Origin of the sequence: Pseudomonas pohangensis (assembly GCF_900105995.1) — a bacterium.
In the GTDB taxonomy this organism is placed as follows: Bacteria; Pseudomonadota; Gammaproteobacteria; order Pseudomonadales; family Pseudomonadaceae; genus Aquipseudomonas; species Aquipseudomonas pohangensis.
The window spans coordinates 3,008,101-3,034,183 of record NZ_LT629785.1; the positions used below are offsets into that span (position 1 = coordinate 3,008,101).

The window sequence follows — 26,083 nt, forward strand, 5'->3', positions numbered from 1 at the left end:
GCACAGTCACTTTCGGCCCCTTCTCACCGCCAACCATGAGTCGAGCTTCAATGAATCAGTCACACCGCCTCACTACCGTCACACGCCCCTTGCTGCTGTGCCTGTGCTTTCTGCTTTCTGCCTGTGCCGAGCAGTCAACTGCCGAGGATGCGCCGTCCGCCACGACTTCCAGCCAGCCGTCGGCGGCGCCTGCCGTCAGCGTGCTCCCGCCGGTAACACCGGCTCCGCTGCAGCCGGCCATCAGCTTTGCCGAGTGGCGTGACCAGTTCCGCCACGAAGCACTTGCGCAAGGCATCAGCACACAAACATTTGACCAGGCTTTTGCCGGGATCACCCCGGACCCAACGGTCCTGAGCGCAGACAGCAGCCAGCCCGAATTTACCCGGCCAGTCTGGGAATATCTGGAAAGCGCCACTTCCGCCAGTCGTGTGCGCAACGGGCAAGCCAAGCTGCAGCAGGAACAGGACGATCTGGCCAGCATCCAGCAGCAGTATGGCGTCGAGGCCGCCTATCTGGTCGCGGTATGGGGCATGGAAAGCAGCTACGGCCAGTTCATGGGCAACCAGTCGGTGATCCGCTCGCTGGCCACCCTGGCGTATGCCGGCCGCCGGCAACAGTTTGCCCGCACCCAGCTGCTGGCAGCGCTGGGGATTCTGCAACACGGCGACATTGCCGCGCAGAGCATGCGCGGCTCCTGGGCCGGCGCCATGGGCCAGACCCAGTTCATCCCTACTACCTATGACAGCCATGCCGTGGACTTCGACGGTGACGGCCGGCGCGACATCTGGAACTCTTCTGGCGATGCCCTGGCCTCGGCCGCACATTACCTGCAGGCGTCCGGCTGGCAGAGCGGGCAACCCTGGGGTTTTGAAGTACAGCTGAGCAAGGATTTTGACTACGCCCAGGCTGACCCTGACGCACGCCACAGCGTAGGCGAATGGCAGGCAATGGGTGTGCAGAGCGGATTCCACGGCGCACAGCTGGCGGATCAACCCGCTGCGCTGATCCTGCCGGCAGGCCATCGCGGCCCGGCGTTTCTGGTGCTGAACAACTTCCGCGCCATCCTCAAGTACAACAACTCGACGTCCTATGCACTGGCCGTTGGCCTGTTGGGCGACCGCCTGCAGGGCAAAGGCGAGATACGCGCAACCTGGCCCATGGATGAAAAACCCCTGAGCCGCACCCAGCGTATCGAACTGCAGGATGCTCTGGGCGCAAGAGGTTTCAATCCGGGACCGGCAGACGGGATCATCGGCGCCAATACGCGCAAGGCAGTACGTGCCTACCAGCAGAGCCAGGGCTGGCCGGCAGATGGCTTTCCTACGCTGTACCTGCTGAAAACCCTACAAAACTGAGTGCCTAACGGCCGAGCTGGCGTAACTCGTCAGACTCGACAACGCGCACACCCTTGCCCTCTTCCAGCGCCAGACGCCAGAGGGCCCGGGCCAGCACACCGGCCTCGATACTGCGCAACTTGCCGGGAATCAGACGCATCAGTGGTGCTGCCAGACGCTCACCAATTCGAAACTCCTGGCGCACGCCGTCCAGCAACGACGGCCGGGCAATGGTCAGCTGTGGCCAGCCCTGCGCGCGCAACGCCTGCTCCATCTCACCCTTGACCCGGTTGTAAAACACCCGCGAGCCGGCATCGGCCCCGAGCGCACTGATCACCAGAAAGTGCCGCGCCCCCATGTCACGGGCACGCTGGGCAAATGCCACGACCAGATCATGGTCCACTGCACGAAAAGCTTCTGGCGAACCGGCCACACGGATCGTGGTGCCCAGACAGCAGAATGCTACATCCGGTTTGCCTTTCAGGGCGGGCAGCAATTCTTCCAGCTCGCCAACCGGATTCACCAGGTGAGCGTGTTCGGCAAGTGGCCGTCGCGTCGGGGCAACCACTTTGGACACTGCCGGCACACTGAGAATACGATCCAGCAAATGCTCGCCGGTCAGTCCGGTAGCACCAGCGAGCAGAACATGCTTAGGCGTTTGGGGCATTCGTGATTCTCCGCATCAAGTGCGCACAGACTAATGAATCCGGCTGGATATGTCTTGTTTCCTTGCACCAGAATCGATCAGGGCATCACTCCTGCCAAGACCAAGTGTAATCAGACGAAGCACAGCGTCAGCGGCTCGGCAATATAGGCCGGTTTCTCCTGACCCTCGATCTCCATCACGGCCCTGGCCTTGATCAGCCATTGCCCGGGGTTCTTTTCCTGCACATCAACCACATCCAGCTGCAAGCGCACGCGCGAGCCGACTTTTACCGGCTGAATGAAGCGCAGGCTGTCCAGCCCGTAATTGACCGCCATCTTCAGGTTCTCCGGCATGATCATGATGCTCTCCATCAGCATCGGCAGCAGCGACAGCGAGAGGAAGCCGTGCGCGATGGTCGAGCCAAAGGGAGTCTGGCGGGCCTTTTCAGGGTCGACATGAATGAACTGATGGTCACCGGTACAGTCGGCGAACTGATCGATACGTTGCTGATCGATCTCCACCCAGTCGGAACAACCCAGCGACTTTCCTATGTAACCCTTGAGTTCGGCAACAGGTACAAATGGCATGACAACTCCTTGAGTAATAGCGCAGCCACCAGGTATGACGGCTGTCCGTCTGGTAGATCAGCATGCAGTGTAGCGCCGGTCAAGCAAGATACTGCGCGGCGAATGACGGTGTATAGCCGGGGGTATAGCAACCTATAATGCGCTGAAACCAATCCGGAGATCCCCATGCTGTTGCGCGGCCTGACCCTGCTGATACTGATGCAATTGCTCGGTACGGCGATAAACGTCCTGTTTCTGCCGATGATTCCCGGCCAGGTACTTGGCATGCTGCTGCTGTTTGCCCTGCTGCTGTTGCGCGGCGAAGTCAGTCCGCCCTTGCAGGAGGCAGCCAGTAGCCTGCTGCGGTATCTGCCGCTGCTGCTGATTCCAACTGCCGTGAGTTCGGTGCTGTTCATCGATACCCTCAGTGGCCAGCTGCTCGCCATCGGCGCCGCCCTGCTGCTGTCAGTGGCAGTGTCGCTGATGTTCACCGGCTGGTTGATGGAACGGCTTATCGCCCGCCAGACACGCCAGGAGGACCAGGCATGAGCCCTGATATACAGGCCGCCTGGCAGGCAGTGATCCATCACCCGTTATTCGGCATCGGCCTTACCCTGGCCACTTACCAGCTGGCCCTGGCCGTCTATGAACGCACCCGCTGGCCGATCTTCCAGCCGGTACTGCTGGCCATGTTGATGGTGATCGGCATCCTGCATCTGTTTGCCATTGATGTTCGCGAATACCTGAATTTCACCGGCATCTTCGTCCTGCTGCTGGGGCCGGTTATCGTTGCGCTGGCAGTGCCGCTGTATATCAACCTGCGGCACATCCGCCAGCTGTTGAAGCCGGTGCTGCAGACGCTGCTGATCGCCGGACTGATCGCCACCCTGATGGGCTCCGGCCTTGCGTGGTTGTTCGGTGCCAGCGAGGAAATGCAACGGACGCTGCTGACCAAGTCGGTAACCTCACCGTTTTCCATCCTGCTGGCCGACAAAGTCCATGGCATACCGGCCCTTGCGGCGATTTTTTCTATCCTGACCGGCGTCATCGGAGCGATTGTCGGCCCCAGCCTGCTGCAACGGATCAACGTCCGCCACCCGGCGGCGATTGGTATGGCCATGGGCCTTACTTCCCACGCCGTGGGCACTGCCAGAGCACTGCAGGAAGGCGAGCAATGTGGCGGCTTTGCCGCGCTGGGCATGAGCCTGATCGGCGTCGCTACGGCGGTACTGCTGCCTGTCGCCGTCAGTCTCATCGCCTGAGGTCCGTCCCATGAGCCTCGCCCTGTTTCCGCTTGCAACCCTGCTGTTTCCCGGCTGCCAGCTGGATCTGCAACTGTTCGAGCCGCGCTATCTGGACATGCTCGGGCGCTGCCTGAAACAGGACAGCAGCTTCGGTATTGTCGGGATAATCGAAGGGCGGGAAGCCGGCATAGCCGCCCGCGACTTCTCGATGATCGGCTGTGAAGCCCTGATCCGCGACTGGCAGCAGCTGCCTAACGGTCTGCTGGGCATCCGTGTCGAAGGTGGCCGGCGCTTCAGGGTCAAAAACAGTTGGGTGGAAGCGGATCAGTTAATCAGTGCCGAAATCGAATGGCTGCAGGAGGAGGCCGAGCAACCCCTGCTCGAGCAGCACGCCGACCTGGTAGCTCTGTTGCAGGCGCTGGCCGAACATCCACTGGTAGACCGCCTGAACCTGAACAGCAGCCCCACTGGCCAACAGATGCTGGCCAACCAGCTGGCTTATCTGCTGCCATTCTCCATCGCGGAAAAAGCCCGGTTGCTCGAGCTGAACAATCCGCAGCAGCGCCTGGCAAAGATCCAGACCCTGCTTGAGCGGTTGCAGGGCTCTCTGGGCGCCTGAGCACTCAGGCTGCAGTTGCCCCGGCGCGGTTCGACGGGAACACCATGCCACCATCACACACAAGGAAGTCGATGCGGTTATCCGCCAGCGCCTGCAGCGCCTCTTCCGGAGTATTGATGATCGGCTCTTCATGGGCGTTGAAGCTGGTATTGACCAGCGTCGGCAAGCCGGTGATGTCCTTGAAAGCCCGCAGAATGTCGTAGTACAGCGGATTCGTCTCGCGCTCGATGATCTGCGGCCGCGCGGTACCGTCGACATGCACAACGGCAGCGATCTTGTCGGCCCACTCGGGTTTGACCTTGGTGGTAATGGTCATGAAGCGGCAGGCGTAACGGTTGCGCTCATCCACGTCATAGACCCGCTCGGCATCCACATCTAGTACGAAGGGTGCAAAAGGCATGAACTCGGTACGCTGCAGGCGCTTGTTGATGCTGTCATTCACTTCGCGCTTGGCCGGGCTGGCCAGAATGGTCCTGGCACCGAGTGCGCGCGGGCCCATCTCCATGGCGCCATAGAAGATTGCCCCGACCCAGTTTTCCGCCAGTAGCTGCGCGGTCTTCTGCACATGCTCAGGACTGCGCTCGACACGAAAGCCCAGCCGTTCGCCGGCACTGAGCAGGTCTTCGCCGGTATAGGGCCAGCCGTAATACAGGTGGGTCAGACGGTCTCGGGTCAGCCTGTCCAGCCCCTGACTGGCAATCCAGTAGTCGACGCAGGCACCGACCGGCAGACCTTCATCGCCCATCGCCGGGAAAATGAACACTTCCTCGACCCCTGGCAGTGCTGCCACCAGCTGATTGAGCCGCACGTTGGAAAACACCCCGCCACTCATGGCGATGTACTTGGCCGGATGCTTGTTCAGCAAGGCCTGCAACCAGTTGACGATGACCTGCTCGGTGGCAATCTGGATCGAAGCGGCGATGTCCTCGTTGGACAAACCGTTGAACAGCTTTTCCAGCTCGGCATGCAGTGCCTTGTGATCGGCCAGATGGTTATGGATATGCCCGCTCTCGTCGACCGGAAATAATTCGACGATCTGCGGCGCCACCACGGGCTTGCCGAAAGCAGCCAGACCGGTGAGTTTGCCTTCATGCCGGTTGGGGCGGAAGCCGCATGCGGCAGTGGCGAAGGCATAGGCCAGGCCAATCGAGGCACCGGAGTTCTGCGGCTGATCGAGCAGCGTTTCCTCACCACCCCAGAGCAGCTCCAGCTGCTGGTTGGCAAACAGGTAGGCCGAATACTCGGCGGCATCACCACCGCCGTCACAGCTGACCAGCAACACATCATCCGTCCAGTCGCAAAAACGCAGGGATGACAGTACGTGGGCTTTGTGATGGTTGCTGAAGTGCAAGGCCACATCGGCACGCAAGCCCATATAGCGGCGCAACTTGTCGAAGTCGAGGAAAGTCGCTGCATCCAGGTTTTTCTGCTTGATCATCAGGCTCGCCAGTGAGCGCTCACGCTTCTGCCCAAGCACCTTGCGCCGCACATCACGCAACGGCAAGGCCGAGGTCTTGAAGCAGGACACCGGGAATTTCATCCGCGTAAAGGCAACTGCATCCACCTGCTGGCGATTGATACCGGCAATGCGCAGCACCTCGTCAATTGACTGCAAGTCGAAGAAGCCGCCGTCATTCTTGATCCGGTTCAGCCGCTCTTCCTTGCAGAAAGCCAGCAACTGATCATTCTTGAACAGGCAAGCGCCTGCATCATGGCCGGTGTGAATGCCCAATATGTACATAGCGTTTGACTACCTTGACAAAAGGATGGCGCGGGCCGATCCGGTAATAAATAAGAGTTGGTTAAGAGCGCCCGGGGTCAGGAGCGTTCCCGGATTTTTTCCACGATGGCGGTCGTCGAGCTGTTCTCCACCAGACCGAGCACCCGCACCTCACCACCATATGCCGTGACAATCCCGGCACCCACCACCTGGTCGATGGCATAATCACCACCTTTCACCAGCACATCCGGCCTGACCGCACGCAGCAGGTTCTCCGGAGTATCCTCCGGGAAGCTCACTACCCAGTCCACAGCACCCAGTCCGGCGAGTACTGCCATGCGCCGGTCGACCGAATTGATCGGTCGACCGGGGCCTTTCAGTCGACTGACCGAAGCATCGTCATTGACCGCCAGTACCAGTCGATCGCCCTGGGCGCGCGCCTGTTCCAGATAGGTCACATGGCCGGCATGCAGGATGTCGAAACAACCATTGGTAAACACGATTTTTTCGCCATGGGCGCGGGCATCCTCGACCGCCAGCAATAACTGATCAAAGCTGACCACCCCGCGCTCGGAGCCTTCCTCGCGCTGTACCGCGCGGCGCAATTCCGGCGCGCTGATGGCAGCGGTACCAAGTTTGCCGACCACGATACCGGCCGCCAGATTGGCCAGCGCCACCGCCTGTGGCAGCTCTTCACCGGCAGCAATGCTCGCCGCCAGGGTGGAAATCACCGTATCGCCGGCACCGGTTACATCGAACACTTCGCGCGCCCGCGCCGGCAGGTGCAAGGCCGGATGGCCGGGGCGCAGCAGGGTCATGCCGTGTTCGCCACGGGTCACCAGCAATGCACCCAACTCCAGTTCCTGCATCAAATGCGCACCCTTGGCCACTAGGTCGGCCTCATCGGCGCAATGACCGACGACCACCTCGAACTCATGCAGATTGGGCGTGATCAGGCTGGCACCACGATAGATCGAGAAATCCCGGCCTTTCGGATCAGCCAGTACCGGTATACCGCGTGCCCGGGCGGCCTGCACCAGGACCTGATGATTCTGCAGCGCGCCTTTGCCGTAATCGGAAAGCACCAGCACCTTGATTCCTGCCAGCAGACTTTCAACTTGCAGAGCCAAAGCCGGGGCGTCGGTCTTGAACTGCTCTTCGAAATCCATCCGCAACAATTGCTGGTGACGACTCAGAACACGCAGCTTGACGATGGTCGGCTGACTGGGAATTTGCTGGAAATGTGCCGCCACACCAACTGCCGCCAGGCTATCGCGCAGGCTCTCGGCGGCCTCGTCGACGCCGGTCACGCCAACCAGCAGCGCCGGCGCACCAAGTGCGGCAATGTTCAGTGCAACGTTGGCAGCACCACCGGGGCGATCTTCGATCTGCTCGACCTTGACCACCGGAACCGGCGCTTCCGGAGAAATGCGCGAAGAACTGCCATGCCAGTAGCGGTCGAGCATGACATCGCCAACCACCAGCACGGTAGCCTGATCAAAACGGGGCATGGACAGCTTCATGGGCACTCCGGAGGCGGTAAAAGCGCCGCGAATCATAACACAGGGGGTGCTGGCACAGCCTGAGGTCTGCGACAGCTTATTCGACCAGACGCCGCACCCAGAACAGCTCATGGCGACGCACTGCCTTGCGGAAAAACTCATTCTCGCCGGTTGCCGGCCAGCGACGTCCGGCCAACAGGTACTGCACAATCCGCCTCAGGCGTTTTTTCCAGGGTTGCCGGCCCTGCAGATCATGCTGCATGGACAGCGCCATAGCCTTGTCCAGCTGCTGCTGTGCGCTCAGGCACAGGCTCCACATGGCGTCTGCCGGCAATGCCTGCAAGACTGGTGGCAGAGCGACACCGCCACCAGCAGGGCCCATCGGCCAGCGGTCGTTATCGTGCAGGTGGTTGGCGTACAGCAACAACGTCTGCGGCTGCCAACTGCAGATCTCGATGGCCTCCAGCAGCGCCCGGGTGGCCGCTATATGGTCGCTGTGCGGATCAAGCTGCGGATGTGGCGTGACCACTACATCCGGGCGGAAATGTTCGAGCAGCGCCGCCAGATCCGCGCGCAGATTGTTCCAGGTCGGCAGGCCATCGGCATCGCCAGGCAGGCGCAGTGGATTCTGGCCACGCACCAGCCGGATATCCGCTTCGCCGGACTCACGCGATGGACAGACCCGTTCGGCAGAGGACGCCATGTCCGCCAATTGCAGGCAGTAATAACCCAGCTGCACGCAACGCTGTTGCGGCACGCCGCCCCAGAGCGGGATAGCCAGACTGTCCCAGCTGCGCAGACGCCCCTTGAGTCGGGCCGCCGCCGCCTGCTCAAGACCCAATGCCTGATAACTTTCTGCTTCGATTTCGCCCTGAGTCAGGGTAACGATGCTTGCCTCTGCGGCCTGGCTGTAGAGGCCAAATGCCGCCAGCTCGGCATCATCAGCATGCGGTGCGATCACCATCACCCGCTGCTGACGGTAATCCGCGTTCCCGATGGCGTAGAGCACGTCAGCGGAGCGGATTTGGCAGCGGCGACCGTTCAGGGTCAGCCTGCCGCTTCTGAGCGCCTCAAGCTGCCCCGACAGATTCAGATATCGCCGGCCCTTCACGCCACGCTCGAAATCCTGCCGGTCATCGCCAATCAATACATGGGGGTCCAGCCAGCGGCCTAACCAGCTACAGCAGATTTCTACCTGCAGAATCAGCGTGTCTGCAGTGCCCACGTCACCATCAACCCGCACAACGCCTGACTGCAATTGCACGGCATGGGTGGGCGTGCCATCGGGGAATGCATATTGATAATCCTGATCCGGCGCGTAAAACAGGTGATCGGCAAACCAGGCCTCATGCGCTACCCAGCCCAGCACCAGCAGCACAGGCAGCCACCACCACGCCACCCAGATTGCCAGCGCCAGCAGCACCAGCAGACCAGCCGCCAGCGCGAGGCGCTTGTGCCGGCGATGCCGCTTCAACAGCTGCTGCTTGCGTCCTTCCATGCTTGCCCCCGGTTCAGACCTGATAGGCCGCCGCGCGATTGCACCAGCGATCCTTGTATTCGCGGTCGGCACGGCCAAACGAATAACGCAGCACTTTGCCCAGCGCGCGCGCCTCAGCCCAGGCATTCTGCGTATTCACAAAGCTCAGCACACTGCCCGGACTGAAATCGCGCTGTTGCGGATCGACCCCGCCGTTGATGTACTCGACGCTGACCCAGCGGGGTGATTCAACGCGATACAGGATCTGGATTGCCACCGGCTGATCAGCCAGATAGACCACCGAGCCGGTCATGAACTCGCGCATCAAGCCGAACACTTCTGCCAGATGCGCCTCACCTGTTGCCGGAAAACCCCAGCGGCGCTGGAACAGGTCAGCATAAATCGCGGCCTGTTCGGCAGCAGTCAGCTCAAGCATCGGGCGAATCAACCCTCCCGCTTCTTCCAGCAAACGCTGTTCACGGCGCTGGTTGTAACGGAATTTCTTGCTGTATTGCTCGGGCTCACGGGCCAGTGCCAAGCCTTCCGGCTGCTCGCGCAAGGTGCTGATCTGCTGCACATGCAACGCCGATATATAACGCGCCTTGTGGCGCAAAGGAATCTGCGCCGCCTCGGCAATCGGCAGAATGATTTCGGCATTCCCCAGATCAAACAGGCCACGTTTCAGCTGTTGCTTGAGTACATCCTTGGACAACGCCAGATACCGCCCCCACACCGGAATAGCCGCCTGCAACTCGCCGTTCTCCGGCCAGCCCAGATAACGCACCGGAATACCGGCCAGCGCCGCCAGGCGCTCGACTACCTGCGGATGGGTCGCCACACTGCCGCCAAACTTTTGCCAGACTTCGCTGTAGGCGGGCGCGTCTATCGCCACCCAGCCCTTTTCACGAAACCAGCGCAGACGATCAAGCATCAGTCATGGGTCTCGACAGCCGGTGCCTCGTCTTCTTCAAACTGACGTGCGTGCAGGCGTGAGTAATAGCCATTAAGTGCGAGCAATTGCGCGTGAGTGCCACGCTCGACGATCTTGCCCTGATCCATTACCAGAATCAGATCGGCCTTCTCGATGGTACTCAGGCGGTGCGCAATCACCAGCGTGGTGCGGCCCTGCATCACCTTGTCCAGAGCGGCCTGGATGTGCCGCTCTGATTCGGTATCCAGGGCCGATGTAGCCTCGTCGAGAATCAGCAGCGGTGCATTTTTCAGCAGCGCGCGGGCAATCGCCAGACGCTGGCGCTGGCCACCGGAAAGCAGTACGCCATTCTCGCCAACCAGGGTCTTGTAGGACTGCGGCATTTTCTCGATGAACTCATCGGCATAGGCTGCGGCAGATGCCTGCTGGATGTCTTCCAGCGGCGCGCCTGCCAGATCACCGTAGGCAATATTGTTGGCCACCGTGTCGTTGAACAGCGTCACGTGCTGCGTCACCAGCGCTATATGCCGGCGCAGGTTGCGCAAGGTGTACTCCTCGACATCAACCCCATCGAGCAGAATCTGCCCCTGCTCATGGTGATAGAAACGCGGCACCAGATTGGCCAGGGTCGACTTGCCACTGCCCGAGCGACCAACCAGCGCCACCATCTGCCCCGGCTCGGCGATAAAGGAAATATCGTCCAGCACCGGCTTGTCCGTATCCGGGTAACTGAAACTCAGGTTGCGTACCTCAAGACGGCCGGTGATTCTGGGTAACTCCACCGTCCCGCTATCAACCTCCGGATGCTCATCCAGTTGCTCGAAAATACTCTCGGCAGCCGCAAGGCCTTTCTGTACGGTCGAACTTACCTCGGACAACTGGCGAATCGGCTTGGGCAGCAGGCCCGCCATGGTGATATACGCAACCAGCTCTCCAGCCGTTGCATCTCCGCGCATCAACAGCACCAGAAACATCAGCACGGCCATGGCGACATAAATCACCAGTTGCAGCATGGGGGTATACACCGCACCCGTCTTGATCATGCGCAACTGGCGGTTTGCATTGTCTTCGGTAACCTGACGAAAGCGGGCCTGCTCATAAGGTTCACCGCCGAAGCTACGCACAACCCTGTAGCCCTGAATGGTCTCCGAAGCCACATGGGTAACATCGCCCATGGCCAGCTGGATCTTCTTGCTTTGCTTGCGGAACTTGCGACTGGCACTGACCACCATCAAGCCGATCACCGGCAGGATGCCCAGCATGACCAAAGTCAGCTTCCAGTTCATCCAGAGCAATGTGCCAAACAGGAAAATTACGGTCATGCCTTCGCGGATAACCACCTTGATGGCATCGGTAGCAGCGCCGGTAACCATGGTCACATTGAAGGTAACGCGCGAAATCAGATGCCCCGAGTTGTGCTGGTCAAAATAGCGATTGGGCAGGGTCAGCAGGTTATCGAAAAGCGCAATGCGCAAATCGCGCACCATACCCAAGGAAACCCTGGCCAGGAAAAAGTTGCCAAGATAAGAGCCGATGCCCTGAAAGGCGGCAATCAGCACGATCATCAGCGGCACGGCCTGCAGCAGCTGCAGGTCTCGCAGATAGGGTACATGCGGGAACAGACTGGCCTGGGGATTGCTCAATCCATCGACAAAATACTTGAGGATGTATCCCAGCATCGGCTGGGTAGAGGAGAAAAACAGAAACCCGAGGATACTGATCAGAAACAGGCCAGCATAAGGCCATACGTAGCGCAGCAACCGCAGATAAACCTTCAGGTCGGATTGCTGGTTATCCTTGGGCATTGCTCGACCCTCATTACTATTCACTGGATGCGGAAGCAAATTGTACCAGCGAACCCTTCACTACTGTGGGTCAGCAAAAGCAAACCCGGCAACCTGATCTGGTGCTGAAATGGTCATATTGCAAAGATTCCATCTCGGCGCAGCCCGGTTTCACTAGCTCAACCCTTTGCCATCGCAGTAACTGGACGCATGGTGACCGCACTGTTGAGCCGCTTGCAATAATCCAGCAATGGCTTCTCGAGCAGATGCCAGGAGATGATGGCGCATACAAGCGTCAGCAACGATGCCAGGCCGAATACCCATAGCGGCCCGAGTTGCGGCCATTTCAGAAATATCACCTGCTGGATGGGGAAGGCATAGAGGTAAAGACCATAGGAGTAATCACCAACCCGGTTGTACTTCAAGATCCAGCCGCGCGGAATGTACGCAATATAAAAAACCGCATAGCTGAGAAACAGCGCCGCGAACAAGTCATACATCAGGCCGCCGCGAGACAGCAGCATCAGCGCGCCCAACAACAGCAGCAGGCCACCATGCAGTGGCAATCTCGCCCCGTAACAGGTCGCCAGACCTCCAAGGAAAAAACACAACGACAATCTGAGCATCTCGTCGGATACCGGAGCCTCCAGCATCCAGAGACCGGCCAGGGTGTTGCCGAGATACCAGAGCACAAATACACCGACAAACAAACGCAACCGTTTCCCGCCCAGATAGCCAAGCAATCCGAGCACGGCAAGCGCCAGGTACATTTTCATCTCATAACGCAACGTCCACAGAGAGCCATTGACCGCATCCGGATACGGGTTGCTGGCAAACACACCCGGCAGGTCATATTCGGTCTTTATCATCAGCAGGTTCTTGTAAAAATATTTCCAGGTTTCACCGCTGCGAAAGAACGCTTCCGCATCCAGCGTGCTCCAGAAAAAACCAGCCATTAACACAGTGAATAGCAATACCCCGAAAAGCCCCGGAATCACGCGAAAGACCCTTGCCCGGCAAAAGTTCAGCAGTGAACGCTGGCGCCCCCAGCTCTGCATCACCAGAAAGCCACTGATGATGAAAAAGGCATTGACCGCCAGCATGCCAACGCTTCCCCCGAGAAAGATCTTCAGTGGATCATCCGCTTCGCCCTGGGTCGACAGCCCCCAACTGTGCGCGTAGATAACCATCAGCGCGGCAATGCAGCGCAACAGATTGAAGTTATTCTCGCGAACACCGGCAAAGTTGCCCAATACAGCCATCAGCGCTCTTCTCCGGCAGCAGTCTTACGCCTTTCAACCAGCAATGCGATGATCACCAGCAGCAAGACCGGTATCCAGCCGCGCACCAGAAAGGCTGTCGCCAGAAGGATGTAACCGGTGATTTGCAGCGGCTTGGCCGCGCGCGCGCTACCCAGATTCAACACTCAACTCCAGTCAAATTCACGGCCAAGCAGTGAAAACAGCTGCTGGTTGAATGGTCGGTAATAATCTGCAAGCAGCTGCTTTGCATCCGCCGGGATCGGCTCACTGTAGCCTCCCTCGAAATGCGGTCTGATCTGCTCGCTCTGCCAGGCATGCCGGCTGATGCCAAAGTGTGCCTCGATCGCGTGCAGGCTGTTACGCGTATCTCGCCTGAACTCTTCACTGGAAATTACCTGAACCTGACTGAAGGGGAACTTCTGCAGATAACTTAGTAAACAGGAAAAGTACAAACCATGCTTTATCAGTGGAAGGTCGACAACCCCACCACGATCCATCACATCAATTTCAAAGCGCACATCGTCTAAAAATGACTCGCCAAATACCGGACGGATCTGCATATTTTCAAAGCCGACCAGCCGATAGCCATGTACCCACTGATCAAACCATTGCGGATTTATGCTGCGCATTTTGCGAAACATCTGCCAAGCAGAAAATGCTCTGGAAACAGGCTCGCGCAACAATGCCAACAATTTCAGGTCCGGATTGTAGCGAGCAAGGCGTTCAGCCACTAGATCGCCAGCCATCAGATAACCAGGCGTGATGTCCAGGGTGATTCGTGACGCCCTGGAGGGTGTTGCCGCCTCAAAGAACGAGTGATAGTAATCAGTACCTTTCTCGTAATGCGCATCACAATTGAAAAAGTGGATTTCCTTCTGCAGGCTCGGCACTACATCTGGGTGCTGTGATAGATAATGGAACAGCGCGGTAGTACCACCTTTCTGTGTCCCCAGCACAACACCAGCAGGCCGCATTGGCGGATAGAAGGCTTTTTCAACGTGGCGTACCAGACGTGCTTTCCTTTTCCTCAGCGAGCGAACGAAACGTTTCAATTCAATCGCTCCTGTTCAGCCATGGGAAATCGCCCTGCCGACCGGGCAAGCCAAGGAAGTCCATCAATTTGCCATAGGCTCCCGGCTGCGTGAGGTTCAGCACCAGCAGATCATCCTGGCGAAACCGAAAATACTCCTGCACTGCACTAATGTGCTCCTGATAAATTCTTATGTAGCGCTGTCGATCATAAGCACCCTGCGTAACCGGTCCGAACACGAAGGTCAGGTACTGCAATAACCAGCCTTTGTAATGGTATTTGATCTCGGCCAGTTCTGCTTCGTCTGGGTGCGCGGAAAAGCCGAACATCTTGCGATGAAAGCGCTCAAGACTATCGAACCATTGATCGCCATTATCCCGCACAGTCAGAATGAACTTGCTGCCCGGGAACTGCACATCCAGCGCCTGATAGGTGAAAGGCAGGCTGAACGGAATATCCTGAAAAAACCGCGCGGTGCGACAGTATTTGAACAGTGGCCGATACTCTCTGCGGGACCAGTTTTCCAGCTGCAACTCTGCATGCTTCTGCTTGCCAACCTTCCAGCCCAGCTCCTGAAATACCTGCTCCAGGGAGGTCGTTCCAGTCTTGTTGAAGCCGATACAGAACACCTTCTCGTCGCTCTTGCCAAACCCGAACATTAGTCCTTCCTGTAATAGTGACCTTAGCCGGTAGCGGTCATAGGTATTCTTCGCCAGCATCGCGAAATCTTGTTGTTCGTGCCGGGACACCTAATGCCACCGCATAGGCTGGCAAATCCCGGACAGCTGTTGCGCCAGCGCCCAGTAGAGCATGCTCCCCCAACTCCAGCGCATTGATGACGCCTGCACCCAGCGCAACAATGGCACCAACTCCCAGCCTTACATTGCCGCCAAGCACACCTCCCGGCCCGACACTACTTCCATCGCCCAATTTGCAGTCATGCTCGACTATCGCCGAAGTATTGATGAGGCAGTGCCGTCCGATCTGCGCCCCTGCATTGACAATCGCACCCGCCATAATGACTGCGCCTTCGCCCACGACTGCATCACCAGCCAGAACGGCTGCAGGATGTAACAGACTCTGCCAAACGACATCGTTACACAGCGACTCGATACGTGCTGCCAGATCCAGTCTGCGTGCGTTGTGACCGACCGCCAGCACCACCCTGCAACACTCCAGCTGGCGCATGATGCGCGGCAGATCTTCACAGGTACCAAGTATTTCTACGCCCAGGGCTGGCGTGCCAGCCATCTCGAAATCATCAATTACTCCCACCAGACGCAACCCGTTGCTTAGATGGAGAATATCCGCCAGTACCCGGGCATGACCTCCGGATCCAACCATAAGCACGGACTCTTGTCGCATTCACCTCTCCCGACAGCTAACAGCCTGAACGACCTTCACGACAGATAACGCAGCATTTCCGCAATCCATAGTCACAATCCACAACTGAACTTTCCTATGTTCTGACTTGCAGAGAGATATAAAATCCCCTGACTGATTCAAGCAGGATATAGCCAGTGTTTTTCCTTTCCAACAAACACCGCGTCGAGCGACTCAAGGGGCGCTTGCAGACAAGGTTCGAAAACGAGCTGGATGCCATTCGATGCAGAATCGACATGCCTGACAATATTCTTGATGACTATCTGCGAGATCGTAAAAGCCCTGATTTCCAAAAGGTATTCAGCAAGGATATGCCACTGATCAGCGTATGCATTGCTACTTACAATCGAGGCCGCCTGCTCACCGAACGCACTATTCCCTCGATATTGCAGCAAACCTACAGAAATCTTGAGCTGATTGTGGTTGGCGACTGTTGTGAGGATGACACCGAAGAGCGGGTAGCTGCAATCAACGATCCTCGTCTGCACTTTGTCAATCTGGAAGAGCGTGGGCGCTATCCAGATGACAGCACTTTGCGCTGGATGGTCGCCGGTAGCAAACCGATGAATCACGCCCTGTCACTAGCCAAAGGTGACTTCATTACCCACCTTGATGACGATGACCGCTTCCCTCTCGATCGCCTGGAGAAGCTTGTGGCATTCGCTCAACAGCGGAAACTGGAATTCGTCTGGCACCCGTTTCAATACGAAGTCGCCAATGACCAATGGGAAACCAACTCGGCCACCAAGTTTGCAGCCGGTCAAGTTACGACTTCATCGGTGCTTTATCACAACTGGTTGAAGCGCATCGAATGGGACATCAACGCTTACCGCCTGAAGGAGCCAGGCGACTGGAACCGTTTCCGCAAGTTCAAGTACCTCGGCGTCAGTCATGACCGCTTTCCCGAGCCGCTGCTGTTCCACTACAAGGAAAGAAATCAGGCGCTAGTGACTGACTGAGTCAGCCGCGCTCCTAGGCAGCCCTCCGAATGACCTCGACGACCCGTTCCACGTCCGCCTCGGTCAGGTCAGGATAGATAGGCAAGCAGAGAACTCTTGCTGAAACCTGAGTAGCATGAGGCAAGTTACCCCGATGCGCCGAGGGCATGCCCTGATACATCGAAAACTCACTGATCAGTGGAAAGAAATAACGCCGCGCATAGATCTCATTGCTCTTGAGCAACGCATACAACTCATCGCGCTTGAGCGAGTACTGCGGATCAACCAGCACAGGAAAGTAGGAATAGTTGGCCTTGCCCCCGGCGAACACCTGTGCGCAACGAATGCCTGGAATACCCGCCAACCCAACTCTGTACCATGTATCAATCTGGCGCCGGGCGGCCATGGACTGCTCAATATACTCCAGTTGCAATAGTCCGAATGCTGCGCTTATTTCATTCATCTTGCCGTTGATGCCGGGTGCTACTACGGACACCTCGTCGGTAATTCCGAAATTCTTCAGCTGATCAATACGTTGCTTGGTCTGTGCATCGGGACAAATGATGGCTCCGCCCTCGAAGGTATTGAACACCTTGGTAGCGTGGAAGCTAAGCACACTCAGATCACCATGGCGCAGCACGCTGCCGCCAGCATCGCGCACACCAAAAGCATGTGCTGCATCGTAGATAACACGCAAATTATAGGTATCGGCAATCCGCTGGATTTGCTCCACATCGCAAGGATTTCCGTAGCAATGTACCGGCATTATGGCCGTAGTGTGCGGCGTGATTGCAGCCTCAATAAGCGCAGGATCCAGATTCATGCTTAGAGGATCAATATCTACAAAGACCGGCTTGATGCCACGCCATAGCAACGAATGGGCAGTAGCCACAAATGAATAGGGTGTGGTGATTACTTCGCCGGTAATCCGTAATGCCTGCAGCGCAACCAGCAATGCAATTGTGCCGTTATTGAACAAAGCCAGATGATCAACCCCAAGGTACTCGCAAAGCGACTGCTCCAGTCGCTGATGCATCGGCCCGCCATTGGTAAGAACGCGGCTTTGCCAGATGTCCTCAAGGTAGGGGATGAACTCATCCAGAGGGGGCAAATTTGGCTGGGTTACAAATAGTTTTTTCTCTGCCATCTTCGCTCCTTGCAAGCACCAGAAGAAATTGCGTCAGGAACGCTTTCAATCACAGGTTTGAACGGGGGATGCTTCTAGAAATCACCTGCCGATCTGAACTGCAGACTTAGCCCGATGCTAGCACAACGAACCAAATCCAGACCCCGGACAATACCGTCAGATAGCGCCCGGGCATCTGGAACTCAATTGTCGAGTAAAATGTGCGGCACTCATAAGGGGTAAGCATGCAAATTATTGTAAAACACGATTACCTGAGCCTGCGCCAGGGCGCCCGGGTGCTTGAAGCAGATAGTCATGGCGATAAAGTTCTACTACTGCCTGACGGAAACTACCTGAAGCTGTTCCGTCGAAAGCGCCTGCTTTCCTCAGCAGCACTCTGGCCTTATGCCCAGCGCTTTGCTGACAACACCCGGGCACTGCATGCCAGAGGCATACCCTGCCCGAAGATCATTGCTGTTTTTCGCATCCCGGCCATTAACCGGGATGCCGTGCATTACGCGCCACTCCCGGGCCAGACCTTGCGAGAGCTGATTAAGCATGATCAAGCAACCAAAAACTTGCGCAGGCGTCTGGCTGAGTTTGTCGCCAGATTACATGCGCAGGGCGTTTACTTTCGCTCACTGCATCTGGGCAATGTTGTCCTCACTCCCGACAATGAATTCGGCCTCATAGACATCGCAGACTTGAAATGCCAGAGCCACCCCCTAAGTAGAATGCAACGCATACGCAACTTCCAGCACATGCTGCGCTATGACATCGACAAACAATGGTTATTTTCAGACCCGTTGAACCCTGAAGATTTTTTTGGCCAGTATCTCTCACTGAGCCATTCAACCATGGAACTTGCGGACTTCGTCAGGAAGCTCGACAAAAAGAGTTAACCTTTTCGCCGCCCAACCTGACGATAGCCCTACAGTGGCTCAGAAATATCTTCAGGAATAACTTTCTGCTTGCTACCACCCAGCGCAAATGCCATGGCAAGGGGTAACCAGGTCACAAACCACCCGGGATTCGGCTTCATCCACTGGGCAATACCATCAGTCTGCACAACGACACCTGAATAAATCAGCAAAACCAGTGTCGCCATTCCCAGGTCAGTAAATCGATACTGATATGCCCTGACAATCGCCCAACCCCAGAGCAACAGCCAGGAAATCAAGCCCACGGCGCCAAAGCGGATAGCTATATCAATAAACATATTGTGCGGGTGCGACCAAACTTTCTTGGACGATGCAATGGCTACCTGGAATTTTTCGAATCCCAGACCAACCAACCAGTTATCCAGCGCATGCTTTATTCCTTGCTCCCATAATTCCGACCTGAACGAAACGCCTCTCTTAAGAAAAACACTATTATCAAGAATAAAGACCAAACCCAGTGCCAATACAAAGAAACCAAATAACAGATAAATCTTACGGTTGCGCGACAACAATGCAACGATAACAAGCGCAAAAAGCAAAGCAAGCCAAACGCCACGACTTTGATTTGCAATCAGGAAAATACTATAGCCCGCCAGGGTCACAACAAATACTGCATTCAGAAGGGGTCGCGTGGTCTTTCTTAACCCGAGACTGACTACCAGCAACATAAGGGCACCGGTTGCCTGTGCCGCAGGAATAATTACACTCCACAGCCCAATGGCGGGGTGTCTGGACAACAACGACTTACCCTCAACCAGATAAAAGAACAACCAGGAAGCCCACGCCCCAATACCGCCAAGTACAGCGAAAATTAACAGGAATCTTGTACATTTTTCCTGGTCTGCTTGCGCAATCGCGAAAAAGCCAAGCAATGTCAGGCCGGCATATAGAGGAATTTTCAGTTCGCGCAAATCATGTGTGCTTTGTGCGTGGTAAATAACTACAAACGAGAACCACGCTGCCGCAAACAAATACAGACCCGCACCTGTACGGCTCAATGACTTATAGCGGGACGAATAGAAGCACACATGCAAAAACGCAGGAACCCATATAAATACTATTATCAATTTATGATATGGCGTATTACTCGTCAACAGCCAGTGCGCACAAAATAAAATAAAAAATCCAAAATATATCGCCCTGACAAGATACTGCTCTTTATTCGAACCAATCAAAACCCTTACCTCAAAAAACTGAAATTCACTTCAACTTGTAATCGAACAAAAATTACCCCCGGATATTATCCTTATCGGAACAGCTTGGCGACTTCCTCAAGAAAAACTCTTGAATATGCATATAAAAATTCAAATCCATATTTTTTCAGCACCGGATATAATCTACCAAAATCAGAAATACCTGCTTCCCGGATGCTCTGCATAATTTCTTTTCGTCTGGCTTTGCTAACGCGCCGTGCTCGCCTGCGACTCTGATCAAGCAACGTTTTCTTTAATGCTCCATCATAAAAATTCGCCTCATCTACATCACCACTCGCTCGCAAACGCGCGATCTCAAGCCGGACATTTTCGTACACACGCTCCTGATAATCTGCAAAGGCTATATTTTGCGTGGCGCTCCCGGAGTGCACCCGCACCATGGCCATTGCTGTTTGATCATCCACTAGGGCCACACAAGCCCCTCGCAGGATGCAGCGCAGTACATAATCCCAATCTTCCAAAGCCCTCATGCCCACTCCGAAGAGACCTACCCGCTGCAACAGAGAGCGCCGGAACAGGGCTGTTTGCAGCGGTAAGCGATTGTTCCGGATAAGTACGGGGAAGGTTTCTTTTCCGTAACCCGAAATCAGATGCCGCTGTTCACGCACCGAATCCAAACCATAATTGGTGAAGAGTTCGGAGCGTTTGCTGTCTGAGAAAAATCGAAGTTTTGAATAGGATATGTCCACGGCCGGGCAACGCCGGAAGTGCTCAATATGGGCCTGCAACTTGGTAGGCGAGAGCAGATCATCTGCATCAAGAAATGCCACGAACTCACCGCGCGCCAACTCCATACCGGTATTGCGCGCGACGGACACGCCTTGATTCTGCTGGTGAACATATTGAATTCGCGCATCTTTCTGCGCTAACGCAAGCACTCGACTCGCCGTGTCATCGACAGAGCCATCATCAACAATAATCGCCTCCCAATACTCATGCGTTTGCGCCTGAAGACTCGCGACGGTATCCGCAACAAAGGCACCATAGTTGTAACAAGGCACAATAATCGAAACAAAATCCGCCCTGTTCAACCCAGACCTCCAATTGACTTAGCCACCTCTGAGAAAACACTCACGAGCAAAGGAGGTGCATTAATTTCCGAAAGAAAGCCGGCACACTACCCGGCACTCGACCTGATCCGGCCGGTCCACAGGAGCTATGCAGTTGCACATGTACTTTATCTAACAGCCTTGAGGTAGCGGGCCGGCTGACCAACGTAAACGCCGCCGCCTTCAAGATCCCTGGTAACCAGAGCACCTGCGCCAATCACAACATCACTTCCGATAGTTACTCCAGCGAGAATTATTACATTGGCGCCTATCCATACATTGCTGCCTATGTGCACGCTTTTATTGATCAAAGGCTGGGCGCCGAAAACCAAGTCTGGGTCACGAACATCATGGGTCGTCGAAATAATGCGGACACCAGGGCCAATGATAACGTCGTCGCCAATTTCTATTTCCCCGGAGCCTTGCAACCAGTTATAGGCCCCGATGACCGAACGCTTGCCAATCCGTACTTTGCCGCCACACTCGATAATTGCATAGTTTCTGAGCTCGACCCGCTCGGATAATTCGAGTTGCGCGCCTTTGGTTATCTGCAAGATACAGCCTGATCGGAGTTTGACGTCATCAGCAAATTTCACTGATGCATTTTTATCGATTTTCACCTCGCAACCGCGACCGATTCGCACCCGCTTGCCCAGTTCGATTAGTGACCCTTTACCTCTCAGAACACAAACCAGAGTATTCATGGACTTGAGAAGGTAAGGCCGCAGCATACTCATTTTCATACAAGCTTCCGCTCAAAACCATCAACGTGCCTTAACGCTACCTTCCAGTATTCGCCACAGGCCTTTTAGAGTCTTGCTGCCCCAGTATTTTGCCGGTATCTGCCGTAATAACTCGACGGCCAACTGCCTGTCGGTACGTGCGCACTTGAGCAGCATTGAATTACGAAACCTTGCACAGACCTCTGCATACGCCGGGTGGTCGCTGAATGCTGCATATGTTTTCAGCACATTATCGACCATGAAGCGATAATTCTTATAGGTATTAGTGCCGTGCACCCGGTACAGGGCAAGCACTTCTGCAAGAATATCGACGAAATAACCGGCCCGGGTGATCTTCAGCTGGATATACAGATCCTCAAGACGGATCTGTGGATCGAAACCACCAACCTTTTCCAGCGCCTCGCGACGAAACATCAGCGTTGGCGCCGGCGCGCCGGGTTTGCGATTGAGAAATACATCCTCGAAATCCAGGCGCCGCAGCGCAAGCTTACGCGGCGCTCCACGCGAAACACCCCGGGCATCGATCTCTTCGATATTCCCCGCGCAAATGCCCACTTCCGGTTTGCCTTGCATGTAGGCGACCTGCAAGGCCAGACGCTCGGGCAACATAACGTCATCCGAGCCAAACGACACGATCAGGTCACCGCGCGCGCGCGCAATGGAATCGTTCAGGGTGCGCGACAAGCCCTGATTCTTCTGCACCAGAAAATCGAAGCCGTGTTGCTGCTGCAGCCTGCGAATGCGCTCGACACTGTCATCAGTGGAGCCATCGTCCACCACCAGCAACTCGACGTTGCCATAGGTCTGGGCCAGCACACTGCCGATACTGGCCTCGATATAGGGCCCGTGGTTGTACGACGCGATAATCACGCTGACCAGCGGCTGTTCGGTATTCAACGATGTCATGCACTGACTCTCAAAGGAAATTCAGCCGCTGCCACAGCCCACGCCAGCCCGTAGCTGGCGGCACCATTGGCCAGGGTTCTGCCAGCATCGCAGCCATACGCTCCGCCAGGTGCGCGTAACTCAGATGGCTTTCGACAAAGGCTCGGCCGGCATCGGCAATCCGCTGTGCCCGCTGTGGATCCAGGCGCAGCGCAGCGATATGTTCGCGCAACTCGCCGAGACTGTTATACAACAGCAGATGCTCGCCCTCGCGCAAGCCGATGGCTGCCTCATCCCTGCCCTGACGCCAGGCCAGCAACACACAACCACAGGCCATGGCCTCGAAGTTCTTCGCCATGTACTCATCCAGCCCCACATCGGCGCTGATGAACAGGCGAATCCGGTTGAGCATTTCCCGGTAGGCGTCACCCGGTTCGGTACGCAGCATTTGCAGTGGCTCGACACTGGCCAGTGCTTCCAGCAACTCCTTGCGCCCGGAATAGGCAGCGCTGGCGGTACGGCCGATAAAGCCCAGCTCGATGTCACGCTGCGTCAAGTCGCGGGCGTCGGGTTGCACATACTGGTGAGCCGGGTCATAACCCTTGGGTGCAAAACTCACGTTGAACCCTTCGCCTTGCAAACGCGCCGCCACACTGGCACCGGTTACCAGTATCCGCGCACGCGGCAGGCGCTTGTAGAAACGGCTGAACTGCCCCTGCCAGCGCGAGTTGTGCAGATAGTTCTGGCAGGCATCCTCGTCATACACCAGCAAGCCTTCAATGCCCGACAGGTAGCGGGTCTGCTGGTAGACATTCTTGATCGGCAGATCCAGCATTACCCGCGTGAAGCTGTGCAGGTCGACAGCATGCAACGATTTGCGCAGATTGCGCTGCTGCTGTTTGTCCAGCCGCATTACCTGCAGGTCAACCTGCTTGGCCAGCTCGGCGTACAACGTGCTCAAATCCGGCAGTCGTTTTGCCGCAGTGACTAAAAGCACGCGCATCAGGCCAATCCCGAAGCCAGGCGCACAGCCTTTTTCAGATAGCTCCAGCGCAATGCCTGCAGTGGACTCAGACCCAGCGCGTGGCGATAGAAACGTTTTGCCGCAGGTTTGTCATCCGCCAACAACGCTGCACGAAACAATGACAGGTAGCGCTGTGCTTCATAACGTTTACGCAGTGGCTGGCACTCGGCCGGCAGGCTGGCAAAGACTTCGCGCAGCATGCCTTGCGCCACCGCCTCTTCGTCATCACGGTTATGCCGCAGGCTACCGGCGTGTTTGTGGATGCGTGCCAGTGGTTGCTTGGTCAGGGCTACCGGAGCACTCACCAGCAGGTAGGCAAACACCGGAATGTCTTCGCCAGTGCGCAACTGCTCCGGGTAGGGCCGCTGCAGCAACAGGTCGCGGCGAAACAGCGTGCAGCAGTGCGAGATGGAGATTTTCTTTTCCAGCAGGTAGCGCCGGATCAACTGCCGCGGCGAACCGCTGGCAGGCGTGGGCAGCCGCAGTCGCTCGCGACCATCCGCCGTCACCGACAGCTGGGCGCCGAGTACCAGACCGGCATCCGGGTTTGCCTGCAGGGTCTGGCGCAGACTGGCCAGAGCCTCGGGCAGCAATTCGTCATCGGCATCCAGCAGCAACGCATAGCGTCCATGGGCCAGCCTGATGCCATGGTTGCGCGCCGCAGCGGCACCGGCATTGGCCTGACTGATTACCTGCACCTGCGGATAACGCTGCGCATAGTCCGCCAGCACATCGGCCGTGTTGTCCGTGGAGCCATCGTTGATCACCAGCAACTCAATGTCATCGGCCCACTGCGCGAGCACCGAGTCCAGCGCGCGCGGCAGCAGATGTGCATAGTTGTAGGCCGGAATGATCACGCTGATCAGCGGTGGCTGCTCAGCGTTCATCGCTGCATGCTCAGAGAGCGTCGTCATATGGCTTGACGCCATCCTTGACCACCAGAATGTCCTGCATGATCAGGTACTCCAGATCCGAGCCGAAGAACATGTTCAGGGCATCGGTCGGCGAGCAGATCATCGGCTCGCCACGGCGATTCAGCGAGGTGTTCAGCGACACGCCATTGCCGGTGAGGTTTTCCAGTTCCTTCATCAGGTCGTACCAGCGCGGGTTGAATTCGCGCTGCAGTACCTGGGCGCGCGAAGTGCCGTCTTCGTGCACCACTTCGCTGACACGGGTTTTCCACTCCTCGTTCACTTCGAAGGTGAAGGTCATGTACGGACTCGGGTGATCGACCTTGAGCATCTGCGGCGCAACGCTATCCAGCATCGACGGGCAGAAGGGTCTCCAGCGCTCGCGGAACTTGATCTGCGCATTGATGCGGTCAGCCACGCCCGGCACGCTCGGACAACCGATGATCGAACGGCCACCAAGGGCCCGCGGACCGAACTCCATGCGCCCCTGGAACCAGGCCACCGGATTGCCATCGACCATGATGCGCGCGATGCGCTGCACGGTGTTGTCGATCTGTTGCCAGTTCGGCTTACCCGGATGCCGCGCACAGGCGGCGATCACGTCTTCGTTACTGTATTCCGGGCCGAGGTAGACGTGTTCCATCTTCTCCACCGGCACGCCGCGCGCTTGCGAGACGTAAGCGGCGGCACCCACCGCAGTACCGGCATCACCGGAAGCCGGCTGCACGAACAGCTCCTTGACTTCCGGACGGGCAATGATCCGCTGGTTGAGTTTGACGTTCAGTGCGCAGCCGCCGGCAAACACGATCTTGCCGGTTTCCTTGAGAATGTCGCCCAGGTAGTAATCCATCATCTGCAGCGAGAGCTTTTCGAACAGCGCCTGCATGCTGGCGGCGTAATGGATGTACGGATCGTCGGCGATATCGCCTTCACGCTTGGGCCCCAGCCACTCGATCAGCTTGGGCGAGAAGTAGAAACCCTTGCCCTTTTCCTTGTAGCGGCGCAGGCCGATGACGTTGGCATAGTCGGTATTGATCACCAGCTCGCCATTATCAAAGCTGGCCAGCCGCGAGAAGTCGTACTTGCTGGCATCACCATAGGGCGCCATGCCCATGACCTTGAACTCGCCGTCGAGCATCTCGAAACCGAGGAATTCGGTGACGGCACCGTACAGCCCGCCGAGGGAGTCCGGGTCGTAGAATTCCTTGATCTTGTGGATCTTGCCATTCTCGCCATAGCCGAAGAAGGTGGTGGCGTACTCGCCCTTGCCATCGATGCCGAGGATTGCGGTTTTTTCCTTGAAGCCCGAACAGTGGTAGGCACTGGAAGCGTGCGCCAGGTGATGCTCGACCGCTTCGATCTTGACCTTCTTCAGATCAAAACCGAGCTGCTCCAGGCACCATTTGACCTTGTTGCGATAACGCTTGTAGCGCCGGTTGCCCATCAGGATCGCATCCAGCGCACGGTCCGGGGCGTACCAGTAGCGTCTGGCGTAATGCCAGCGTGCCTTGTCGAAGATGCTGATCGGGGCGAACGGAATAGCCACCACATCGACGTCGGACGGTTTGATCCCGGCCTGTTCCAGACAGAACTTGGCCGACTCATAGGGCATGCGGTGCTTGGCGTGCTTGTCGCGCACAAAGCGCTCTTCTTCTGCGGCGGCAATCAGCTTGCCGTCAATGTACAGGGCGGCAGAAGGGTCATGGCTAAGGGCGCCGGACAGTCCGAGAATCGTCAATGCCACAGGAGAAACC

General features: G+C 56.9%; 26 protein-coding genes. 6 read left to right on the forward strand and 20 right to left on the reverse strand.

Annotation, left to right across the window (positions count from 1 at the left end; translation table 11 throughout):
* Window positions 1-50: 50 nt before the first annotated feature.
* The gene (locus BLT89_RS14035; RefSeq protein ID WP_090196643.1) at window positions 51-1,355 is read left to right on the forward strand and encodes a lytic murein transglycosylase; all 1,305 of its coding nucleotides are present in this window, start codon (window positions 51-53) and stop codon (window positions 1,353-1,355) included.
* Window positions 1,356-1,359: 4 nt separating this feature from the next.
* On the opposite strand, the gene BLT89_RS14040 is transcribed toward BLT89_RS14035, so the two are convergent.
* Both BLT89_RS14040 and BLT89_RS14045 read right to left on the reverse strand, forming a co-directional pair.
* A complete protein-coding gene (locus tag BLT89_RS14040; protein WP_090196646.1) occupies window positions 1,360-2,001 on the reverse strand; it encodes an oxidoreductase in 642 nt (213 codons plus the stop codon).
* A gap of 110 nt (window positions 2,002-2,111) precedes the next feature.
* Entirely contained in the window at window positions 2,112-2,567 is a 456-nt protein-coding gene (locus BLT89_RS14045; RefSeq protein ID WP_090196648.1) for a MaoC family dehydratase, read from the reverse strand.
* A gap of 165 nt (window positions 2,568-2,732) precedes the next feature.
* Here BLT89_RS14045 and BLT89_RS14050 point away from each other — a divergent pair, with 165 nt between their 5' ends.
* Genes BLT89_RS14050 through BLT89_RS14060 form a run of 3 tightly spaced genes read left to right on the forward strand, consistent with a single transcriptional unit; the run spans window position 2,733 to window position 4,409 of the window.
* Window positions 2,733-3,095 carry a CidA/LrgA family protein gene (locus BLT89_RS14050; protein ID WP_090196651.1) on the forward strand — a complete coding sequence of 121 codons (363 nt, stop codon included), beginning with the start codon at window positions 2,733-2,735 and terminating at the stop codon, window positions 3,093-3,095.
* Complete coding sequence (locus BLT89_RS14055) at window positions 3,092-3,808, forward strand: LrgB family protein (RefSeq protein WP_090196654.1); 717 nt, start codon at window positions 3,092-3,094, stop codon at window positions 3,806-3,808. Before BLT89_RS14050 ends, BLT89_RS14055 begins: the two co-directional genes overlap by 4 nt.
* Before the next feature lie 10 nt (window positions 3,809-3,818).
* Window positions 3,819-4,409, forward strand: a complete 591-nt coding sequence (locus BLT89_RS14060; protein ID WP_090196656.1) for an LON peptidase substrate-binding domain-containing protein — start codon at window positions 3,819-3,821, stop codon at window positions 4,407-4,409.
* A gap of 4 nt (window positions 4,410-4,413) precedes the next feature.
* Here the strand turns inward: BLT89_RS14060 and BLT89_RS14065 are convergent, their stop codons facing one another.
* The 10 genes from BLT89_RS14065 to BLT89_RS14105 all read right to left on the reverse strand — a co-directional run bounded on the left by BLT89_RS14065 (window position 4,414) and on the right by BLT89_RS14105 (window position 15,459).
* On the reverse strand, window positions 4,414-6,150 hold the full coding sequence (locus BLT89_RS14065; RefSeq protein ID WP_090196659.1) for a carbamoyltransferase C-terminal domain-containing protein: 1,737 nt from the start codon (window positions 6,148-6,150) through the stop codon (window positions 4,414-4,416).
* 77 nt (window positions 6,151-6,227) lie between these two features.
* Window positions 6,228-7,652 (reverse strand): bifunctional D-glycero-beta-D-manno-heptose-7-phosphate kinase/D-glycero-beta-D-manno-heptose 1-phosphate adenylyltransferase HldE, encoded by a 1,425-nt coding sequence (gene hldE, locus BLT89_RS14070; protein ID WP_090196661.1) that lies wholly within the window; start codon window positions 7,650-7,652, stop codon window positions 6,228-6,230.
* Between the two features lie 76 nt (window positions 7,653-7,728).
* Entirely contained in the window at window positions 7,729-9,129 is a 1,401-nt protein-coding gene (locus BLT89_RS14075; protein ID WP_090196664.1) for a PIG-L deacetylase family protein, read from the reverse strand.
* Window positions 9,130-9,142: 13 nt separating this feature from the next.
* The gene (locus BLT89_RS14080) at window positions 9,143-10,039 is read right to left on the reverse strand and encodes a GNAT family N-acetyltransferase (protein WP_090196666.1); all 897 of its coding nucleotides are present in this window, start codon (window positions 10,037-10,039) and stop codon (window positions 9,143-9,145) included.
* Window positions 10,039-11,844, reverse strand: coding sequence for a lipid A export permease/ATP-binding protein MsbA (gene msbA, locus BLT89_RS14085; protein ID WP_090196669.1), 1,806 nt, complete (start codon window positions 11,842-11,844; stop codon window positions 10,039-10,041). The genes BLT89_RS14080 and msbA overlap by 1 nt, the downstream gene beginning before the upstream one ends.
* A gap of 158 nt (window positions 11,845-12,002) precedes the next feature.
* On the reverse strand, window positions 12,003-13,085 hold the full coding sequence (locus BLT89_RS14090) for an acyltransferase family protein (protein ID WP_090196672.1): 1,083 nt from the start codon (window positions 13,083-13,085) through the stop codon (window positions 12,003-12,005).
* Complete coding sequence (locus BLT89_RS17735) at window positions 13,085-13,246, reverse strand: hypothetical protein (protein WP_157718881.1); 162 nt, start codon at window positions 13,244-13,246, stop codon at window positions 13,085-13,087. Before BLT89_RS17735 ends, BLT89_RS14090 begins: the two co-directional genes overlap by 1 nt.
* A 3-nt stretch (window positions 13,247-13,249) precedes the next feature.
* Complete coding sequence (locus tag BLT89_RS14095; RefSeq protein ID WP_090196675.1) at window positions 13,250-14,137, reverse strand: sulfotransferase domain-containing protein; 888 nt, start codon at window positions 14,135-14,137, stop codon at window positions 13,250-13,252.
* 1 nt (window position 14,138) lies between these two features.
* The gene (locus BLT89_RS14100; protein WP_090196677.1) at window positions 14,139-14,774 is read right to left on the reverse strand and encodes a sulfotransferase; all 636 of its coding nucleotides are present in this window, start codon (window positions 14,772-14,774) and stop codon (window positions 14,139-14,141) included.
* 37 nt (window positions 14,775-14,811) lie between these two features.
* Complete coding sequence (locus tag BLT89_RS14105) at window positions 14,812-15,459, reverse strand: NeuD/PglB/VioB family sugar acetyltransferase (protein WP_157718882.1); 648 nt, start codon at window positions 15,457-15,459, stop codon at window positions 14,812-14,814.
* A gap of 176 nt (window positions 15,460-15,635) precedes the next feature.
* On the opposite strand from BLT89_RS14105, the gene BLT89_RS14110 reads away from it, so the two are divergent.
* Window positions 15,636-16,457, forward strand: a complete 822-nt coding sequence (locus BLT89_RS14110) for a glycosyltransferase family 2 protein (protein ID WP_197673513.1) — start codon at window positions 15,636-15,638, stop codon at window positions 16,455-16,457.
* A 13-nt stretch (window positions 16,458-16,470) separates the two neighbouring features.
* Here the strand turns inward: BLT89_RS14110 and BLT89_RS14115 are convergent, their stop codons facing one another.
* A complete protein-coding gene (locus tag BLT89_RS14115; RefSeq protein WP_090196683.1) occupies window positions 16,471-17,583 on the reverse strand; it encodes a DegT/DnrJ/EryC1/StrS family aminotransferase in 1,113 nt (370 codons plus the stop codon).
* Window positions 17,584-17,807: 224 nt separating this feature from the next.
* On the opposite strand from BLT89_RS14115, the gene BLT89_RS14120 reads away from it, so the two are divergent.
* Window positions 17,808-18,464, forward strand: coding sequence for a phosphotransferase (locus BLT89_RS14120; RefSeq protein WP_157718883.1), 657 nt, complete (start codon window positions 17,808-17,810; stop codon window positions 18,462-18,464).
* A 29-nt stretch (window positions 18,465-18,493) separates the two neighbouring features.
* Here the strand turns inward: BLT89_RS14120 and BLT89_RS14125 are convergent, their stop codons facing one another.
* The 7 genes from BLT89_RS14125 to BLT89_RS14155 form a co-directional block, all read right to left on the reverse strand.
* On the reverse strand, window positions 18,494-19,678 hold the full coding sequence (locus BLT89_RS14125; RefSeq protein ID WP_157718884.1) for an O-antigen ligase family protein: 1,185 nt from the start codon (window positions 19,676-19,678) through the stop codon (window positions 18,494-18,496).
* A 71-nt stretch (window positions 19,679-19,749) separates the two neighbouring features.
* Window positions 19,750-20,748, reverse strand: a complete 999-nt coding sequence (locus tag BLT89_RS14130; RefSeq protein WP_090196688.1) for a glycosyltransferase family 2 protein — start codon at window positions 20,746-20,748, stop codon at window positions 19,750-19,752.
* Window positions 20,749-20,894: 146 nt separating this feature from the next.
* Window positions 20,895-21,509 (reverse strand): acyltransferase, encoded by a 615-nt coding sequence (locus BLT89_RS14135; RefSeq protein WP_090196691.1) that lies wholly within the window; start codon window positions 21,507-21,509, stop codon window positions 20,895-20,897.
* A gap of 21 nt (window positions 21,510-21,530) precedes the next feature.
* Window positions 21,531-22,415: a glycosyltransferase gene (locus BLT89_RS14140; RefSeq protein WP_172829138.1), complete on the reverse strand. Its 885-nt coding sequence runs from the start codon at window positions 22,413-22,415 to the stop codon at window positions 21,531-21,533.
* A gap of 10 nt (window positions 22,416-22,425) precedes the next feature.
* Window positions 22,426-23,397: a glycosyltransferase family protein gene (locus tag BLT89_RS14145; RefSeq protein ID WP_090196695.1), complete on the reverse strand. Its 972-nt coding sequence runs from the start codon at window positions 23,395-23,397 to the stop codon at window positions 22,426-22,428.
* Window positions 23,397-24,332, reverse strand: a complete 936-nt coding sequence (locus BLT89_RS14150; RefSeq protein ID WP_231975026.1) for a glycosyltransferase family 2 protein — start codon at window positions 24,330-24,332, stop codon at window positions 23,397-23,399. Before BLT89_RS14150 ends, BLT89_RS14145 begins: the two co-directional genes overlap by 1 nt.
* Window positions 24,316-26,073: a carbamoyltransferase family protein gene (locus BLT89_RS14155; protein WP_090196701.1), complete on the reverse strand. Its 1,758-nt coding sequence runs from the start codon at window positions 26,071-26,073 to the stop codon at window positions 24,316-24,318. Before BLT89_RS14155 ends, BLT89_RS14150 begins: the two co-directional genes overlap by 17 nt.
* Window positions 26,074-26,083: the final 10 nt, after the last annotated feature.

Bases quoted from the DNA above. Each gene is read 5' to 3' on its own strand.
- BLT89_RS14065 (WP_090196659.1), bottom strand. From the start codon at position 6,150: ATGTACATATTGGGCATTCACACCGGCCATGATGCAGGCGCTTGCCTG.
- BLT89_RS14150 (WP_231975026.1), bottom strand. From the start codon at position 24,332: ATGACGACGCTCTCTGAGCATGCAGCGATGAACGCTGAGCAGCCACCG.
- BLT89_RS14050 (WP_090196651.1), top strand. From the start codon at position 2,733: ATGCTGTTGCGCGGCCTGACCCTGCTGATACTGATGCAATTGCTCGGT.
- BLT89_RS14140 (WP_172829138.1), bottom strand. From the start codon at position 22,415: ATGACATCGTTGAATACCGAACAGCCGCTGGTCAGCGTGATTATCGCG.
- BLT89_RS14120 (WP_157718883.1), top strand. From the start codon at position 17,808: ATGCAAATTATTGTAAAACACGATTACCTGAGCCTGCGCCAGGGCGCC.
- msbA (WP_090196669.1), bottom strand. From the start codon at position 11,844: ATGCCCAAGGATAACCAGCAATCCGACCTGAAGGTTTATCTGCGGTTG.
- BLT89_RS14145 (WP_090196695.1), bottom strand. From the start codon at position 23,397: ATGCGCGTGCTTTTAGTCACTGCGGCAAAACGACTGCCGGATTTGAGC.
- BLT89_RS14100 (WP_090196677.1), bottom strand. From the start codon at position 14,774: ATGTTCGGGTTTGGCAAGAGCGACGAGAAGGTGTTCTGTATCGGCTTC.
- BLT89_RS14105 (WP_157718882.1), bottom strand. From the start codon at position 15,459: ATGGTTGGATCCGGAGGTCATGCCCGGGTACTGGCGGATATTCTCCAT.
- BLT89_RS14045 (WP_090196648.1), bottom strand. From the start codon at position 2,567: ATGCCATTTGTACCTGTTGCCGAACTCAAGGGTTACATAGGAAAGTCG.
- BLT89_RS14115 (WP_090196683.1), bottom strand. From the start codon at position 17,583: ATGGCAGAGAAAAAACTATTTGTAACCCAGCCAAATTTGCCCCCTCTG.
- hldE (WP_090196661.1), bottom strand. From the start codon at position 7,652: ATGAAGCTGTCCATGCCCCGTTTTGATCAGGCTACCGTGCTGGTGGTT.
- BLT89_RS14075 (WP_090196664.1), bottom strand. From the start codon at position 9,129: ATGGAAGGACGCAAGCAGCAGCTGTTGAAGCGGCATCGCCGGCACAAG.
- BLT89_RS14060 (WP_090196656.1), top strand. From the start codon at position 3,819: ATGAGCCTCGCCCTGTTTCCGCTTGCAACCCTGCTGTTTCCCGGCTGC.
- BLT89_RS14090 (WP_090196672.1), bottom strand. From the start codon at position 13,085: ATGGCTGTATTGGGCAACTTTGCCGGTGTTCGCGAGAATAACTTCAAT.
- BLT89_RS14080 (WP_090196666.1), bottom strand. From the start codon at position 10,039: ATGCTTGATCGTCTGCGCTGGTTTCGTGAAAAGGGCTGGGTGGCGATA.
- BLT89_RS14040 (WP_090196646.1), bottom strand. From the start codon at position 2,001: ATGCCCCAAACGCCTAAGCATGTTCTGCTCGCTGGTGCTACCGGACTG.
- BLT89_RS14055 (WP_090196654.1), top strand. From the start codon at position 3,092: ATGAGCCCTGATATACAGGCCGCCTGGCAGGCAGTGATCCATCACCCG.
- BLT89_RS14035 (WP_090196643.1), top strand. From the start codon at position 51: ATGAATCAGTCACACCGCCTCACTACCGTCACACGCCCCTTGCTGCTG.
- BLT89_RS14135 (WP_090196691.1), bottom strand. From the start codon at position 21,509: ATGAAAATGAGTATGCTGCGGCCTTACCTTCTCAAGTCCATGAATACT.